13 protein-coding genes and 4 pseudogenes are annotated in these 16,826 nt (G+C 56.2%); 12 read left to right on the forward strand and 5 right to left on the reverse strand.

Annotated features, from left to right (window positions below; all coding sequences use genetic code 11):
* Positions 1-930 precede the first annotated feature (930 nt).
* Positions 931-1,830, forward strand: a complete 900-nt coding sequence (locus tag C438_RS05155) for an OB-fold nucleic acid binding domain-containing protein (protein WP_004968238.1) — start codon at positions 931-933, stop codon at positions 1,828-1,830.
* Between the two features lie 550 nt (positions 1,831-2,380).
* Here the strand turns inward: C438_RS05155 and C438_RS05160 are convergent.
* Positions 2,381-3,019, reverse strand: coding sequence for a hypothetical protein (locus C438_RS05160; RefSeq protein ID WP_004971379.1), 639 nt, complete (start codon positions 3,017-3,019; stop codon positions 2,381-2,383).
* Positions 3,020-3,103: 84 nt separating this feature from the next.
* Positions 3,104-4,807 (reverse strand): hypothetical protein, encoded by a 1,704-nt coding sequence (locus C438_RS05165; RefSeq protein WP_004968240.1) that lies wholly within the window; start codon positions 4,805-4,807, stop codon positions 3,104-3,106.
* A 191-nt stretch (positions 4,808-4,998) separates the two neighbouring features.
* On the opposite strand from C438_RS05165, the gene C438_RS05170 reads away from it, so the two are divergent.
* Entirely contained in the window at positions 4,999-5,307 is a 309-nt protein-coding gene (locus tag C438_RS05170) for a hypothetical protein (RefSeq protein ID WP_004968241.1), read from the forward strand.
* Between the two features lie 2 nt (positions 5,308-5,309).
* Here the strand turns inward: C438_RS05170 and C438_RS05175 are convergent, their stop codons facing one another.
* Complete coding sequence (locus tag C438_RS05175) at positions 5,310-7,847, reverse strand: HsdM family class I SAM-dependent methyltransferase (RefSeq protein WP_004968242.1); 2,538 nt, start codon at positions 7,845-7,847, stop codon at positions 5,310-5,312.
* Positions 7,848-7,966: 119 nt separating this feature from the next.
* Between C438_RS05175 and C438_RS05180 the strand changes: the two are divergent.
* From C438_RS05180 to C438_RS05195, 4 genes and pseudogenes are all read left to right on the forward strand, one after another.
* Positions 7,967-8,236 (forward strand): annotated as a pseudogene (locus tag C438_RS05180) (transcription initiation factor IIB family protein); the annotation flags it as partial.
* Between the two features lie 77 nt (positions 8,237-8,313).
* Positions 8,314-8,826 (forward strand): winged helix-turn-helix domain-containing protein, encoded by a 513-nt coding sequence (locus C438_RS05185; RefSeq protein WP_004968244.1) that lies wholly within the window; start codon positions 8,314-8,316, stop codon positions 8,824-8,826.
* Positions 8,823-9,275 carry a hypothetical protein gene (locus C438_RS05190; protein ID WP_004968245.1) on the forward strand — a complete coding sequence of 151 codons (453 nt, stop codon included), beginning with the start codon at positions 8,823-8,825 and terminating at the stop codon, positions 9,273-9,275. Before C438_RS05185 ends, C438_RS05190 begins: the two co-directional genes overlap by 4 nt.
* A 2-nt stretch (positions 9,276-9,277) precedes the next feature.
* A complete protein-coding gene (locus C438_RS05195) occupies positions 9,278-10,099 on the forward strand; it encodes an SWIM zinc finger family protein (protein WP_004968246.1) in 822 nt (273 codons plus the stop codon).
* A 43-nt stretch (positions 10,100-10,142) separates the two neighbouring features.
* Here the strand turns inward: C438_RS05195 and C438_RS20155 are convergent.
* Positions 10,143-10,642 (reverse strand): annotated as a pseudogene (locus tag C438_RS20155) (DUF7342 family protein).
* 212 nt (positions 10,643-10,854) lie between these two features.
* Between C438_RS20155 and C438_RS05205 the strand changes: the two are divergent.
* From C438_RS05205 to C438_RS05215, 4 genes and pseudogenes are all read left to right on the forward strand, one after another.
* The gene (locus C438_RS05205) at positions 10,855-11,043 is read left to right on the forward strand and encodes a hypothetical protein (protein WP_004968248.1); all 189 of its coding nucleotides are present in this window, start codon (positions 10,855-10,857) and stop codon (positions 11,041-11,043) included.
* Positions 11,044-11,134: 91 nt separating this feature from the next.
* Complete coding sequence (locus tag C438_RS05210; protein WP_004968249.1) at positions 11,135-11,515, forward strand: hypothetical protein; 381 nt, start codon at positions 11,135-11,137, stop codon at positions 11,513-11,515.
* A gap of 188 nt (positions 11,516-11,703) precedes the next feature.
* Positions 11,704-12,753, forward strand: a complete 1,050-nt coding sequence (locus C438_RS19050) for an outer membrane protein assembly factor BamB family protein (RefSeq protein ID WP_004968250.1) — start codon at positions 11,704-11,706, stop codon at positions 12,751-12,753.
* Between the two features lie 233 nt (positions 12,754-12,986).
* Positions 12,987-13,202 (forward strand): annotated as a pseudogene (locus C438_RS05215) (DUF6735 family protein); the annotation flags it as partial.
* Between the two features lie 211 nt (positions 13,203-13,413).
* Here the strand turns inward: C438_RS05215 and C438_RS05220 are convergent.
* A complete protein-coding gene (locus C438_RS05220; protein ID WP_152421754.1) occupies positions 13,414-14,463 on the reverse strand; it encodes an ATP-binding protein in 1,050 nt (349 codons plus the stop codon).
* Positions 14,464-14,981: 518 nt separating this feature from the next.
* Between C438_RS05220 and C438_RS05225 the strand changes: the two are divergent.
* Positions 14,982-15,401, forward strand: a pseudogene (locus C438_RS05225) (hypothetical protein); the annotation flags it as partial.
* Positions 15,402-16,216: 815 nt separating this feature from the next.
* Positions 16,217-16,826 (forward strand): PAS domain S-box protein (locus C438_RS05230; protein WP_239640647.1); only part of this gene is annotated, 610 nt, incomplete at its 3' end.

A 16,826-nucleotide genomic window follows, 5' to 3' on the forward strand; every position in this document is an offset into this window, starting at 1 on the left:
AGCGCCGGCGACGACTCCTGAAAGCCCTCGGCCGTTCACGGGCGGCGTCGCCGCCCGTTAGCTCGGGAGAGCTTTGCTCTCCCGCTGCTCGGCATCCTGCGACCACGCGAGACTGCGCCTCGCTTGCACCCGTTCGCTCCTGAAGACTCACTTCGCTCGTCTTCCGGCTCCCGCTCGCTACACTCGCGGGAACTCCGCTCACGGGAACCCCGCTGCACTCCTCGTGCCTGCGGTACTTGCGGGGCCGGGGGACGTTCACGGCGCGAAGCGCCGTGTGCTCGGGAGACGCAGTCTCCCGGTGACCGAAGCGACCTCGCCCTTTCTAAGTCCACCAGGAGTCCGGCCGTGTTACTGAGCGTCGAGAGTGGTTGAACGGTGGTTCTCTACGGTCCGCCCCGCTCGCCGCTGCCGCCCTCCGCGTCGCTCGCGACCGACCATTCCGGGCTGTCGCGGTCTCGTTCCTCCGTCACTCGACCACGTTCCGGGCTAAAGTGAATCTGGTCTCGACGCCAGCATTAAGCGCGTTTTCGGTTGCGCCCCTCGCGGGCTTTCGCGTTCCAGCGCTTTGGGCCGTTCCGCGCGGCGAGCCACCCCCGACTCGCCGTGCTCACGACCGTCGCCCTGGACACGGACCCGCAGTCCGGGCCGGACACGAGAAACGGCTTAAAGCTGGCCGCTCGCTCCGGGCGGCTTTCCGAGTCGCTCGCTTCGCTCGCGCCTCGTACCTCACCTCGCTGCGCTCGGTGAGACGGCGCGCGGTGCTGGTTGGGTGGCCTCCCTATGGCGCGCTCTCGCTCGCGCCCCAGGGGGCGCTCGCGAAGGCGCGAGCGAGAGCGCGCAGATGGTTCTGTCGGTCGGTGTCGTCGGAAATCCGCGATGTAAGGGCATCGCGGTGTCAGGCGCGTGAGCGCCTTCAGGAGCTGAACTCCAATGTCGAGTAAGAACGTCTTTGGTAATGAGGTTTCGGTCGATGAACAGGCATTCGAAAAAGCGGACGAAGCGGCGGTCGACGAAGACGGCTTCGAGGTCGTCGATGAGACGCCGGCGTTCCAGGCGACGGTGCAGATGGAGGTGCAGGCAAAGTTCGATGCGAACCACCCGGACGGGATGGTCGACACCAGCGACGAGCGGATTTACGGTGCGACCCTCGAACAGAAAGAGCGCATTCGGGCGCGGGAAGCTGAACTGGAGCGCATCAGTGCCCAGGCAGAGCTGGGGACGAAAGACGGTCGGGCAAAGCGGACGCGAGACATCGCAGCGAAGCGGAGCGCTGAGCGGCGTGCTGAGTTCCAGAAGCGGGCGGCGAGCGTGAATCCGATGGCTGACCCTGAGCGAGATGATCCTCGTGCAGAATTCATGCAGGAGCAGTTGGCGGCGGTGAACAGGCAGTCGATGCGGCTGGCAAAGAAACTGGATGGCTGGTCGCGAGCGGCGATTGGTCGGCGGCTGGGTGAAGCCGTGGTCGGTGGAAAAGACCTGATGAGCGCGGTCGTCGGGGTGTTCGAGGAGTTGCAGACTGTGCCGGGGCAGGTGGTTCCCATCGGAAAGCTCGAGGACGTCAATCGCAAAGAGGTGAGCATCGAGGGTCGTGTGACGCAATTGTGGGATCCCTCCCATCCGAGCATCGCTCAGGTCGGACTCATCACGGACGACAGTGGCCAAACGCGGGTGACAATCTGGGAAAAGTCGGATGCACCGTTGATCGAGGAAGGCGAGCAGGTTCGCATTCACGGGGCGGCACGGAACTGGTACGAGGGACGCGTCTCACTGGCCGTCACTGGGTGGTCGACCCTGCATTTCCCTGAGCGCGGTCGGTGGTGGGAAGAATAGCCAGCTGACGCTGCCCTCTTTTTTGCTGTGTGCCGGACCAACCCAGACCCCACCGCTCCGTGCTCGCTTCGCTGCGCGCGCAGCCACGACCTTCGTAACCAGCCAATCACGTCAGAACTCGTCCATGCTTCGACAGTCAAGGAGATGAGTTCGGAGGGATTGTTGTGGTTCAGTCCGTGTTTTGGTATAGCCGGAGGCCGCTGACAGCGCACCCGAGGAAGGCAATTCCTTCCCAGACTAGAACCTCGATTAGGCCAGTGGTGACAGCTCGCCGCACAGAGGTGATTCCCCAGAGAGCGGTAGTTCGGCGTAGACTTATCGCTCCCACTGTTTTGATGGCTTCTACCGGTGAGACACCGAGGAGTGCTGATCCGGCGAGGGCGAGTACTACGAGAAGAGCTAATTGCTGGCGGCCGAACTGGAAGAAGTTACCGACGGCACTACTGAGATAGGTGTTGATGACGTATCGAATTGTCCCGAGGACACCCACCATTCCTTACCTGTTCCCTTTCAGACGGAGTCGGATAAATTCTCTCACGGGTGTAGGGTTCTATTGGCCGCCGATCCCTCGCTTACGTGCGATCCAGAGAATCAGTGGTTCGGGCGGGTACTGGATTCGGAGGCGGATATTGTGAAGGAGTCCAGCATCGGATTCTTCCTTGACCTCGTCGAGTACGGATCGATACTGTGATCGTCCGATCTTGGAGATAGCAAAGAGTTCGGCCAGTGTCTCATCGATCCAGCAAACGGCTACGAACGGAAGTATGGCGGCGATAGTGATTCCGAGCCCTATGATCAGGTAGGCAGGCAGCATAACCGTGGAGGGTGCGAACTGGAAAGCTACAACGAGTGTGCGTGGTAAGGCCATTATCCCGGCGAGGAAGAGCAGGCCGAACGTTAGGTAGAACGTCCAGAATAGGGCCCTCCCAATGAATCCCATCTGGTCGTGGCCAACCTCATGGAGGAAAACGTAGTCGACGACATCTTCTGAGAAGTCTTCTTTGGCTTGCTCGTTCATCAGGAGGGTGCCGAGCGGAGAGTAGTCTCCCATCCGTTTACTCTCGTCGTGGAACCAGTACACGGTCCGTGAGATCCCGCTGGCAGAGTATTCTCCGGTGTCGGTAACTCCTCCTAGGTTCTTTGCGTAGAGTTGAGTCAGCCCGGACTGTATTTTCCCGAACACGGCCACGTAGCACCGTCTTGGCAAATATATATGTGAAGCTTGTATTTAAGCGAACTGACGGTGATAGTCACCGGATTCCTGAACCTTTGGTTACGGGAGCGGACCACCGTTGACGTAGAGATATTTACATGGATGGCCGAATTTCGCTACGAAGGGGGTAGGTCTGAGCTGGTAACCGATCCGGAGGATGTCTACTATTGGCATGACGGCGTTGATGTGGTGGTCCTGTCCTATTCGAAGGTGACCGTGCGCTGTCCGGTTTCTCATGTTGCCGTCGGCGGTTTCTCCGGTTTTCTCGTTGTACGCGTACTCGATGTATTCCTGAAATTCTTCTCCTGCGTGGGTGTCGATCTGGGAGATGAGTGGTGTGAGTGTTCTTGTGCCGGTGCCGCCGTCCATTTGCCGGACGACGTCGTCTCCGAGATCGTTCAGGAGTTCGTAGAGGGTTGATTCGAGTCGGGGGATGCTGATGTGGATGGAGGCGGCATATTCTTTGTCGAAAAGGTGGTTGACGGCATCCGTAAGGTACCAAATGGTGTGGTTTGAAAGCCCGGAGACCATGTTCAGTAGACGGAAGAAGTCCCGTTCTCGAAGCCATCCTTCTTCGATCAGTCTAATGACCGCTCCGGAGATCACTACATGGGATTGGAGTAGGTCTTGAGCGTAGTCCTGAGTGATGTCGTCGTTAGGACCGACCTGAGTGAGGTGGCCTGACAGCTGCGGGTGAAGGTTGTCTACGTGATCGATTAGCGAGAAGTGCTCCGGGTCCTGTTCTCCAAACGGTGGGAGCAGCTCGAACTCGTTTACAAGCCAGTAGAGTGCCTTCGTAGGGTTGTCGTGGACTGCGATATTTTTGAAGATATCCTGAAGAGTTTCTGACTGTGCTTTCAGCGTTCCTGGGGCTGCTTTCTGGATTTTCTTCCCGGAGTTCTTCAGCTCTCGTCCGCCTTCCCGGATCGAGTCCTGCATCTCGTTCTTCCACTCCACCTTTTCATCGTCGTCCAGCGTTTCAGATACGATCGGGTCACGAAGAGCCTCGTCGATTATATTGCCTTTCAGCAAGGCGTCTCGCTCGCCTTGTGTTTCGACGTATCGCCAGTATTCTTCCGTGTATCTCCGTTTGAGGCCGGCGTCGTCGATATCGAGTGCTCTTCCGATCTCGATGGCTTTTCCCAGGAAATCGCGGCAGGCGTTCTGGTCGGTGACATTCTCCCCCAGTTCGTGGTCTTCCTGTCTATACCGGTTCGCACGGACGATACAAATCACAAAGAGCCGTTGGAGTAGACCTCGGTCGAAGGATTTGTCAGGGTCCGTGTGTTCAAGTACGAGGTCTATCGTTTCCTCGAATCCGGTTCTCGTGCCTTTCTCCTCTTCGTAGTATCTGTCGTCTAAGAAGTCGACAGCGGTGGAGAGTTCAGACGAGTTGTCGTGAGATAGTTTGGCCTGGAGATCGACCAGTTCCTGAAGAGATCTGACGATGATCGAATCGTGCTCCTCTCTTAGTCCCTGCTGAAGCGATTTGCTGAGGAGGTGTTTCGCGGCTCGTGCGTGGTCGTAAGATCCATTGTTGATCTTCCACTGGCGCAGGGCTTCGATTGCTGCTATCAGAGGGTGGAAATGGGTTATCGGCCCTAATTTTTCTGGGATCTTCTCGTTCGCTGTCTCTGGGCTGTCGTCGATAAACCGGATAAAGATCTCTAAGTCGGAGGTGAAGCTAAAGGCTTCTCTGGGTTCTTTTTCAGCCTTCTCCCAATGTTCCTGTATCGTCTCTATAGAAGGCACGTAGACGTACATCAGCGCTTGATTCTCATTATATCTTCCGTAGGTGTTTAACACCTGACTCCGGATTCTTAATCCCTGAAACAATAAAGTGACATATGTCTTGAGTAGCAGACTGCTTGCTGTAAATGGTGTCTCGTGTTGAGGGAGGTCTTCTACGCCCGGTATAGGCACTTCACTCCCGCGTAGAGTCTATTGTCCCCTCAATGGGTGAGGGGCTCGCTGTACTGGCGAGTTCCCTGAACACGGTGAGAACGATGGCAACCAGAGACATCTACGAAACTGGCTTCGACGAATTCAAAAGACGGAACGGCAACCTCATCGCCAAATTCGACGACTCACTCCGCGTCTACAGCAGCGTCAGAAAATACGCCCGCACACTACCCAGCGAAGCACGCGCAACACAAGACGGCAACCACATCCAAATCAAAGCCGACGAAACACTCCAAAACGGGTTCCCCTTCAACATCAACCAAAACAAGGGTCTCCTGTCACGGATAGCTCAGCTCGGATGATATCAGACGGATACTCCGATTTGATCTTCCTCAGCTAGCCGCACGTATTCGTTCAGAGAAGCGTTGCAGAGTGCATAGAATGATATGAAGAAGTAGATCGAGAGCTCGCGGCTGTTCTCGATAATGTCGCCGTGGGCGATCTTGTTACGTCTCTGCCTTACAGTCTCATCTAAGAAAGTGCTGAATACGCCATCAAAGAAGTGCGATATCAGACTACCCAGATTCTTCGTCTGGGTCCGGCCTCTTCCCGGCATCTTGAATTTCGTCTCATGATCCTTCTCGATAATCTCCCCGCCTGTTTCTTCCACTAAATCTCCCAGCACCCCCTCAAATTGGAGAACAATACCAGCAAGAAAACCTCTGTAATGCCCCTGCTCAAACTCCATCAATAAGTCGTTCAACAACTCACTCCGATCCTCAAAAAACCCGATATTCTCGAATGTATTCCGAGCCTTGTCGAGAAGCTCTTCCTCAAACCGTTCAACAATGAACTCACGGGCTGCTTCCTCATCTGACTCCAGTAACTGTTGAAACTCTTCAAACTCAGATGGAGTCATAAACCAGGACCATGCGAAATCATCTCTGGACGCAAGGTACCGGCGGATTGATTCCTTCTCACTATCACTCTCACAGCTCTCTATCAAGAGCTGGTTCAAACTGACCAGGTCTCCGTCATCCTCGGGAGGGAAGAACGGCTCCATACGGTTGAACAGGTCCTGGCTCAGGGCACCCTTGATAACGGGGATATCTCGTAGAGATCCAAAATTGAGCCGGTACCAGTCCAAGTCTATCGGGTCGGCATACGTCTGGAAGAATTCCTTATACAACGGCGTATTCAATAGCCGAGCCAGAGAATCCCGTATCTCATCGGTCTCTGCCTGCAATCCGATCATAGCAGTATCAAACAACGCATCCTCAACCTCAACTCTGTAACAACGCTGGTTATCGAAAATCTTAGGGATAACCAGGTCTGGATTCTCGAACACACCCCGATAATCTACTTCGAATACCGGGCCCTCCTGGTTGTAGCGCCTTGGTTCATTTTCGATATACTCTGCCAATTCGTTGTGGCCATCCTCTCTCAATTCCTCTACTACATTAGCTTCAGTAATCTCTACTCCCTCTGATTCGAGTTCGTCCGTGTAGGACTGGAGATCTAGAAGGTACAGATCAATGTCATCAGAGGTGATAGCCCTGATTTCGCTGGATGGGTTCTTGATTACCGGTCGGAAGAACTTGTCATCGATACCGGAGTCCTCTCGTTCCTCTTCGCTGAAATAGAAGAAGTCGTTGTTTCCTGTACTGAGCCCGCTTCCTGCCTCGACACCTGAGAGATCGCCGAAACGAGTGAAGCCGTCAGAAGTGATGATATCATAGATAGGCGGGTTCGACAGGATCCGCACCACGTTCCTAGCTTCCAAATCCTCGTGGGACGCCTTTACCAACTCTACGTTGTAGGGGTTGTAGCGATTCTGGAGTATCATGTCGAGCGGTTGCTCGAACAATCCCCGAGCGTTCTCAGGTAACTCCGTCTGATTGAATTTCCCAATCCCTGTCTCACGTACATCTCGTGGTCTATCTTCCTTGATTACCGTGAGCAGTACCAACTCCGTGGAACGAGCACTGCCTATCGGACCAACAGGCAGTTCAATTACCCGGTGGATCCCGCAGCTTTCAGTCAACTCCTCTAATAAGCCCTGCTTCAATGCACTTTTCGGAAGCAAGAACGCCCCTCTACCACCCTCTTTCAGGTGTGAAACAGATTTAGTGACAAAGGCTGCTGAAGCGATCTTTCCTCTGCCAGGAGCCCATTTTTGGATCCTTTCACGTCTTTCTGGGCTGACGTGGAACAGCCTTCCCATGGGCGGGTCGCCAATGACCGCATCAAACTTCTCCGCCTCCTCGTCACCTGAAGATGTCCCAGGTAGTTGCCATTCAAAGAAGTCTTGAGTAACTATTTCGGCGTTCTCATTCTCTTTTAGCCTGTTACGGGCTAAATCAGCGTATAGTGGTTCGATTTCGATGCCTACCAATTTCGAGCCTTCTGTGTATTCAGCGGCTTTTTGCATTAGAGATCCTGTTCCCGCAGCTATATCGAGCACTGAATAGTCCTTCTCTGAAACGGCCCAACCCGCCATCAGTTCTCTCAGAGGCTCCGGAGTGTAAGGAGGCAAATAGCCTGCATCAGCAAGCAAATCCATCATCTCAAACGAATCTATCCCTCTGGAGCTTCCTTCTCCGGTAACGATCTGGGTTAGCAGTATGCTGTGGTCCGTGGAGTCCGAAAGTTCGTACTGAAAGAATCCCTCCTCACTGAGCTCGATAAAGCCGTTTTTAGTTGCATACAGCACATTGTCCGTGTCTTCCGGCTCTCCCTCCGCCGAATGGAAACGATCTGTAGGGATCACCCGGAGAGACTGGTCCTCCAGCTCGACGACTAAACCGCCTCTATCAAGCGTCGCAGATAGTACCTCAGAGACCGACTCCAATTCCTCAGAAACTGAATGAAGATCTATTTCCGGAGACCGCTCACGAATCATTATTGTCACAGTTTTCGACACCAACTCTCTTCAGCGTTAGGTCAATCAAGGGGATACGAACCAGCTTCGAACAACAACACCACGGGCTTAGAAAACAGGTCAGAAGCAGCTTTGACCGCGTCTCCTCCAGCATGTTCGTGCCCCGCCTTGCGTCGGACCTCGAGTGTCCAGACGAAATCCGACAGCGGGCCCGAACCCTCGCGGAGGAGGCCGAGGAGCGTGGCGTCACGACCGGCGTCCATCCAGCCGGATTTGCAGCGGCCTGCCTCTACAAGGCCGGTCGCGAGGAGGGGCAATGGCTGACGCAAAGTGACGTCGCGGAAACAGGGAACGTCACGCCAACGACTGTCCGGACGCATCACGAGACGTTAGAGGAGCAGGTAGCCTGACAACGCACCTGCACACCTACTACCGTTAGATAATTACCCCACAAAACTATTTGTTCCTAGACTGCGTAGCATCCAGTATGACCGAGACGTGGGACGACGTCAACGAGCAGGTCAAGGCGGACTGGAAAGACGACACTACTCCGTTCGAGCGGGTGTACGAAATCGTCGAACAAACCCACGATGGGCAATCGGCAGCCGAGATCGCCGAGCGGGCCCTCGTGAGCGAGCCGACGGCGCGTCGCCACTGCAAGTCGCTCGTGAACACCGGGTTCGCGGAGACGGAACAGGACGGCCAAACAACGCTGTACAAGCGCAACAGCGACCGGGTGTTGATGTCGCGGATCCGCGAGCTGCGTGAGGAAGTTACTCGACCCGAGTTGCTCGACAGCATCCAGGAGATGAAGGCCGAGATCCGGCGCTACGAGGACCGCTACGACGTGGTGTCACCGGAGGAACTCGTCCAGCAACTCGACGCCGGCGAGACGGACGGCTGGGACGACCTCACTGCGTGGCGAACGACACGACAGAACCTTGCCGTCGCCCAAGCCGCGCTCGCTTACGACGAGGCCAGCCACCAGCTCGCTGTATGAACGGTAACGACCGCGCCGGCGAGTTCGGGCCGATCTATCTTCCGGCACTCCAGCGGATTCGTGACCTCTGGCTCGAACTTGAGCCGCTCGTCGACGAAACGGCGTATGATGATGTCGTCGCCCCTACGGAACTGCAGATCAGTCTCAGCGATGGATTGGGCGACGCCGAGAACGCTCGGCTCGATATCCAGTGGAGCGAACTGGGGATGTATTCGTTCCACTACGTCGATAGCAACGACGTCAACTGGCGCTTCGATCGCCATCCGAACACACACTCCCCCGAGATCCATTTCCACCCGCCGCCCGAGGCCGCGACGATGGACGCGGAACCGTCCTGTATCGACGTGACCGAGGTGTCACTCGTGACGCGTGCCGTCCATGCAATGTGGCGAACAGCGTACGAGGATGATGCACTGGATCGGCTGAATAGTGCGTCAAACCCACCGTAAAGATGGATGTAACCGAGGACGCAGTCCGGGACATCTGCACGGACGCAGTCTTCGAACGCGGCGAACGATACCGTGAGGAGGGCCGTATCCACGGAATTCACCGCATCGACACCACTGTAACCGCAGTCGTGAGCGGCAGCCGTCAGTACGATGTCCGTGTTGACCTCGCCACCAACGGGTTTGCCCCGTGGTGCGACTGTCCGTACGACGGGCCGGGAGCATGCAAGCACGTCGTCGCCGTGTTGCTTTGGTGTGTCGACGACCCACCTGCAGACGAAGGCGATCGACTTGACGCCACACTTGACGGTGCCGACGCCGACCAACTCCGCGCGTTCCTGCGTGACGAACTCGCGACCAATACGGATCTCCGTGATCGGTTTCTCGCCCGCGTTGGCGAGCCGACGAGCCAGTCGGTCGACGAGCATCGCACCGCGATCGACCGGCGGTTCGAAGAAACGAACCCTGAGTACCCCGTCGTCTTCGAGCCCATCGACTTCACGCAGTGGTTCGATCTCGCGAGCGAGTACCGCGAGCAGGAGCGGGACGCGTCGGCGGCGACCGTCTACCGGGCACTCGTTGAGTCGCTCGACGACAACATGGAGCGCGTCGACGGCGCGTACGACCACTTCTCGCGTGCGTTCAGTCGGGCACTCGACGGGTATGTCGACTGTGTCACGACCGCAGAACGGGACGCTGATGCAATCACTGACGCCGTCGCATTCCTCGACGAGCGGGCGACATCGGGAACGCCGCTCCTCGCGGAACATTTCGAGAAGGCCGCGGTCGAGCTTCGAGAGAAGCTGGGCGAGCAGTCCGACGAATAGCTGTGTCGCCCTATGACACCCGCAGGTTCGACGACCGCGAAAATTAGTTTGTGCCACGGTCAGCCACATCGATCATCTGTTCGCGAGGGGCTTCGACATCCGAGTAGAGTGCCAACGCGTGCTTGATGAGTCGGCGGTCTTCCTGGTACTCCTCCCAACGTCCAATACCGTCGCGGCGTTCGCGAAGCTCGCCACTTGCGAGGTCGCCGTCGGCGAGCGACTGTTCGAGCTCTTCCCACGTCTCGACGTCGTAGGTCGCCTGCCACTCCTCGATCTCCTCGGCTATCGCGACCAATTCGTTCCGCAACTCCTCGCGCGTGTTCTCCTCGATGAGCGTGCGGATTTCCTCGAAGAGCAGTCGCGTGTAGTCCGGCTGGTAGCGCGTCGTCTCGCCGGCCTCGACGCGGCGCAGCTGGCCCTGGTCGACGAGCGCCTGGTGCTCCTCGTTGGTCGTGCTCCAGGCGGCGCGGCCTGCTCGCTGATCTAGTTAACCGACCGGGGTTCACGAAGTCTCGGTTCAAGGCCCACGAGTCGATCCCGGATGAGGCGTGGACGGGACAGCAGATCTGGAAGTGCCGGGTGTGTGGCTCTGATCGCTACGGCCCTAGTCTCGAGTAGCACTAGTACTGGGTATTGATTAACCAACAGCCTGCGGGTATCACCGAGTTTCGTTGGTTAAGATCTTACCTCCTCCAACCCCGACGCCAGTCCCGGTTGGGAGTCTTTCCGCGCCAGCGAGCGGCGACGCGCTTCCGATGGACCAACAGTTCAAGCAAGGGTACCGGATGCACCGTGTCCTCAGCAATCTCAACCGGCTCGACGTCGACCAGTTGGACGAGGCGGATCGAGAGCGAGTCGAGACCGCGAGAGATCTCTTGGAAGAGGTGAGCTTTCTCATGTGGCCGGGCGACGGAGCCGGGGCGGACGCCCACGCAGACTCCTGACTAGAGTCCCCGACCACGCCAAGCGAGGGGCTTCTCGCGTCTGTTTATCGCCCCCAAGAGGGGTACGGGGGCGACCCCGTGAAATCCAGATATGGCTACACTGCAAGCTGCGACGACGTCGACCGGCGCGATCGTATCGGATCCACAGGCAGTCCGCGAGCTCTGTGAGAGCTACTGCTTCGGGACGCTCGACTGGGAGGTTACCGAAGACGGAGAGCTCACCATCTGGGGATACGACGACTTCGAAGTGTACGACGCGCGCGAGAACGGCCTCCTGGACTACGAGAGCGGCATTGTGACCCACGAATTCTTGCGAGAACTTGCCGACCATCTCGAAGTCGACGAGGAACTCGATATCCAGACAGCGAGGTTCACGAAGTGCCGCTTCCCCGTGCTGGCGAAGCGATACGTCGTTCGGGACAGCGAAGTCCTCCACGCGGACCTCAGTTCCCCGGAGCCGATTGGGAGATAGAACAGCACGAACCGAATTTACCCAGCTCCCTGGAATTTACGTATCTGCTGCGTAATCCAGTCACTATGCCCTCTCATACACGTCGCCAAGTGCTCACAACGATTGGAGCATCATGTATCGCTCTTACTGGCTGTCTCTCGCAGTCTCCTCCCTCGGGAAACCTTGGCGACATCACAGGGGAGTGGACGATGGTCGGTCGAAACGTCGGTCACACCCGACGTATTGCTGCGGGTCCGACTGATCCGGAGACAGTCTGGATTAGTGAACTTGATCAGACCCGGGCAGCTGGAACGCCTACTGTCTCCAATGGGCAACTGTATGTCCCTGTCGACGGGATCTCCGACACGGCACGTCACCGATATCGAATCCATGCGCTGTCCGCAGCAACGGGTGACGAACGGTGGCAAGTGCCGCTTCGGTCGGAGCCGAACGCACCACCTGCCGTGGGTGGTGATCATATCGTAGTGACTGCACAGCGAGCGCTTGAACAGGGACGAATCGTCTGCTTCCAAACACGATACGGTGACGAGGACTGGCTCGTTGATATTGACGCCAGACTCACTGCCGCACCGACGATTGCAAGCGGTTTCGTCTACGTGCCCGACTGGCGCGGTCGCGTCCACGCACTATCGATATCGGACGGTTCTGTACGGTGGTCCCACCACGTAGATGCTGATACTGGTGGACGAACGTTCACGGAACCAGCTGCCGCCCTAGATGAGACGCTCTATCTCGGCTCCCAGTCGGGGAAAACTGGCGTGGTCGCACTCGACGCCACAACAGGGGAGACACAGTGGAAAGAATCTACACAGGCCGTGACTGGTGGCCCAGTCGCACATCCAAAGGGCGTTATCGTGCAGAGTCATCATCTCGTTACCGCATTCCATACTGATGGGACGCGTCAGTGGTCATTCAACGTCGTTGATGGACGGGTGCGACCGATCGCAGTCGATGACCAGCACGTGTACGTATCCGCCGGGAACACACTCTATGCGATTGACTGGAGCGGAGAGGAATCCTGGAGATACGAACCGACCAGAAAGCAGGTTGGAACACCGACTGTAACCGGCAGTACTGTGCTCATCCCGAGCGAGGAGCAACTTATCGCCCTATCACGAGAAACCGGAGAAGAACAATGGACAACGTCACTAGAAGGTGCTGGCCGCCCAATTGTGACTCCTGAGGCGATCTTCCTCCCTGGGTCAGACGGGACTGTGATCGCACTTGGTGAGACGTAACCGTCGCAACTCGAGTGGTGAACTTGGTGTCCCCCTATTCTCAGAGACACTATTCCGATCATAGCTGACGCAGTGCCGCTTTCCCGTGCTGGCGAAGCGGTACGTCGTTCGCGACGGCAAAGTCCTCCACGCGGACCTCAGTTCCCCCGACCTGATCGACGAGTAGCGTTGTTCGTCCCCCGGGAGGGGTGCGGGGCGATCCAGTCGCGGTCGCCTCGTGAGGTGATTGCTCGATGGGTTACCGCGCACTCGTTGCGTACGAACGCACAGACGGACAGTACACGCTCCACTACAGCCATTGGGGCGCAGTGAACCTGAAGATCAAGCACCGAATCTCGGCTGAGTCACCGTTCGGTGGCGAAGACACCGACTCCAAGTGGGCGAAACAGCTCCTCGCAGAGCTTGCCGATGGCCTCGAGACAGCCGTCGACGGGGAGACAGCATCTGAAACCGAAGCTCGCTGAGCGGGTCGGCGACCGACAGGAGCTGCTCATTTCGGCCGGAGAATCACCCTTCAGGAAGCGAGCCTGAACCACTCCGAGTTGGTTCTGTTGAAATCCTCAGGTGCTGATCATTTGCTGAGGCCGTGCTGAACAGAGGGCGCAAGTCAATCACTCGGACCCGCCTAACAAACAGCGAAATCAATGAACGCTCGTAACGCTAGTCGGGAGATCCGGGTGGTGGTTCTGGAGGCATCTCGAAGCCGGTCAGTTCGAAGCGTGCTCCGCCAGTACTTGACTCTTGAATACTGAGTTCACCGTCGTGGCCTCGGGCAATCGCTTGAACGACGGACAACCCTAACCCGATCGTTCCTGTGGTCGAATATTTTGCCCCGATTGCTTTCCTCTGCATGGCTTCCGGAATCCCCGTCCCGTCATCCTCTACGTAGAACCCATCCCGAAGTACGCCAACCCGCACCGTACATGTCGGGCCAGCGTGTTCAATCGCATTCCGAAACAGGTTCTCAAACAGTTGCAGGAGTAACCGCCTGTCGCCAATAATTCGATGTGAGTCTTCGAGCAGAAGCGTCGCCTCCTCTGTCACCATGGACTGCCACGCTGTCCGCGCTAAGTAGTCGACTGATACTGGTGACACTTCCGTGAGCGCGCTGGATTTGGAGAACGCAAACAAGTTCTCACTGATCTCGTTGATGCGTACAATCGCTTGGCGAATTATCGATATCTCTTCACGTTCGCCGATGTTGGCAGCAAGCATCTTGACGTAGCCGTCAATGATATTCAATGGATTACGGAGATCGTGTCGCAACACGTCGATGACGGTTTCGAGTTGCTCGGCACGGGCTTTGGCACGTAACTCCGCGAGTTTCTGCTCGGTGATGTTCGTATGAATGATTATGAGGAATGGCTGGCGGCCGTGGGAGAATCGGCGAGCGTCAAGCCGAAACCACCGCTGTTCGTCGGGAGAATGGCATGAGTACTCGTATTGGAGTTGGTCGGCGTCACCGGCAACGATCGCTTCTAACCGCTGTGCAAGGTCTGGAGCAGCTAAGACATCGTCTGCTTGCTGGGTGATCTGGAAGTAATTCTCCCCGACCCAGTATTCCGGATGCTCCCCGTCGTTTTGATCAGCAAATCGCTGCCATTCCTCATTGACTGCAACGATAATGCCATCAGCATCGACAATCGCCACTTCGTGTGGCATTTTATCGATACCAGCTTGCACCACTCCGTCACCCGGTGGATGTTCCATTCACTAGTTAGAGAGCAACACTCGATATATTAGCTTGGACACATTAGTGGCTAGTTTGCACGAACGCGGTACCAAACGTTCCAATGCAAGGTGGACAGAGTCGAACGACACCTCCTGCTGAATACACCCTCTCAATCTTGTTTAGACGCCGGGAAGGTTGTCTTCTACTTGTTTTCTCGGAACACCGATATCGGACTAAGAGACATTCACAGGTGGATTCTGTCCTCCCAACTCACCACTAATGGACGTCTTCTGAAGCGTCTAAACAAGGCTCACCCTTCATATTCAGCACGCAACATCTATCATGCCCTGAGGATTTCAATAGACCCTCCTATAGTAATCTCCAGAAGTATTTGCTCATCTCTCTTGACGCAAGGGTGAAAAGCGATGGATAGCAGCAGATTACGTCGTCATAGGGTGCAAAGACTTCCAAATTCTACTATAGTTCGATCTGTTTCGTGGCAGCCGCTATTTATCAGGGACAGAATGGGTGAGCCCCGCCGTAGGCTCGTGATTCGATGAACCAAGAAGCAACTGATAATCTATTCCATGATTGCGAGTTGGATTTCGAGGCGATCCTCGGGACACACACGTTCGAAGACGTCCTGTTCACCGACGACACAGAAACCTCGGTGAACGTCCTCACCGGCGAGACACCGGCACATTCGCAAGCAACCGTCGAGGAAGCGACGGAGTTCGCTGCGAGTATCGACACGGAGACGCCCCAGATCGCGCTACTGGCGTCTGCCGAGACACAGATTGAGGCGCAGAGCAAACCCTACACGTCGGCTGCATTCTTCCACTTCAAGCCGACTGGCTCGCTCAAACGCCATCGTGCCTATCACACCGCCTACGACTCAGACGCGTACACCGTCGACTTCGAGGCCGACTACGAATCGGGCGACTTGACCATTACAGTCGAACGAGCGGGCGAATCCCGAGAATTGACCGCCATGATGTGTGCTGGTAGAAGCATCGACGTACGTCGACGTGTTGGGGTGAACTCTCGACTGCGGAGAGTAACGAGCCTCGCGGCTCGCTTAACCAACAAAGTCGATGTTGATGGCCTTCGTTGTTGGTTAACTCGAGTTGGGTTATGATGTCTCCGTACCACCAATGCCCCACAGGGTTTCCTGCTAACGTCGTCGACACGCTTGACGACTACTCGTTAACTCCCTCAACACGTCGAAACGCACGTAACAGCGGTCACGAACCCCCGTGAGTGAGCGCTACGACCTGCAAAAATAAAGCACACACCGAGACTAACGAACGTCCAGCAGACCGTCCGGATGATGTCCCGTCGAAATCAATGCTTACCGTGAACGAGATCAACGACACCCGCTACTACTCGCAATGACGGCATGGTGGCCTCCCCCGATGAAAATATATGGCCCCAGTTGAGTCCGAGATCGTCTTTGCCCGGGCCAGAAGACCGAAACCGAGGTTCTTTACTGGAAATTGTGGTGTGTACTGGTAATACGAGTCTCAATCAAAATCTCCTATCGAGATCTCAGGGATAGCCCTGACAGATTAATTACATACTCCCGTGAACGACCAGACTCGTGCTGAGTGCCTCTCACCCACCAGCAGTGGCGTGTCTCAGGGTGCCTGGCCTGATACACGTCAGAAGGTTCTCTCTTCCCCTTTCACTCCGGAGTCGGATCGTAATCAACCCTCAACTGAGACATAGTCTGTCTCGCAGCAACATCCTGAAGAACCCATAACTACTGACTAGTAGTAGTAGTGATCTTATATGAAGGACGCTCAGCCACCACCAATTTCCGCTGATGATTTCTACCAGACACTTGTCGAAAATGCAGCCGAAGGGATGTTGACGATCGACTCGGACAGCAACATCGTGTATGCCAATCCAGCCGTTGAAGACATCCTCGGCTATGCACCCGCTGAGTTAATTGGGAGTTCAAAGATGAAAATCATCCCAGAGCGCTTAGAACCAGTCCACGTGGCTGCATTAGCCTCGTATGTGGCGACAGGAGAGCGCAATATCGACTGGGATGGTATCGAGCTCCCGGCGTTGCACAAGGACGGACACGAAGTTCCGACGCTTATCAGCCTTCGTGAACACGAACACAATGGTGAACAGTATTTTACTGGCATCATTCGGGATGTCACCGAGCAGCGACAGCGAGAGTCCCAACTTCAAGAGCAGAAGGACCGGCTGAATGAGTTCGCCGACATCTTAACACATGATATTCGGAACCCACTCTCGATCGCGTACGGATACACTGAGATTGCCCATGAACAGCACGAGAGTCCTGAATTGGAGCGGGTCTTAGCATCACTCACTCGAATCGATGATCTCGTCAGCGACATTCTTGCCCTCTCAAAAAGAGGCGAAGTCG

This window comes from Haloferax denitrificans ATCC 35960, assembly GCF_000337795.1.
Taxonomy (GTDB): Archaea; Halobacteriota; Halobacteria; order Halobacteriales; family Haloferacaceae; genus Haloferax; species Haloferax denitrificans.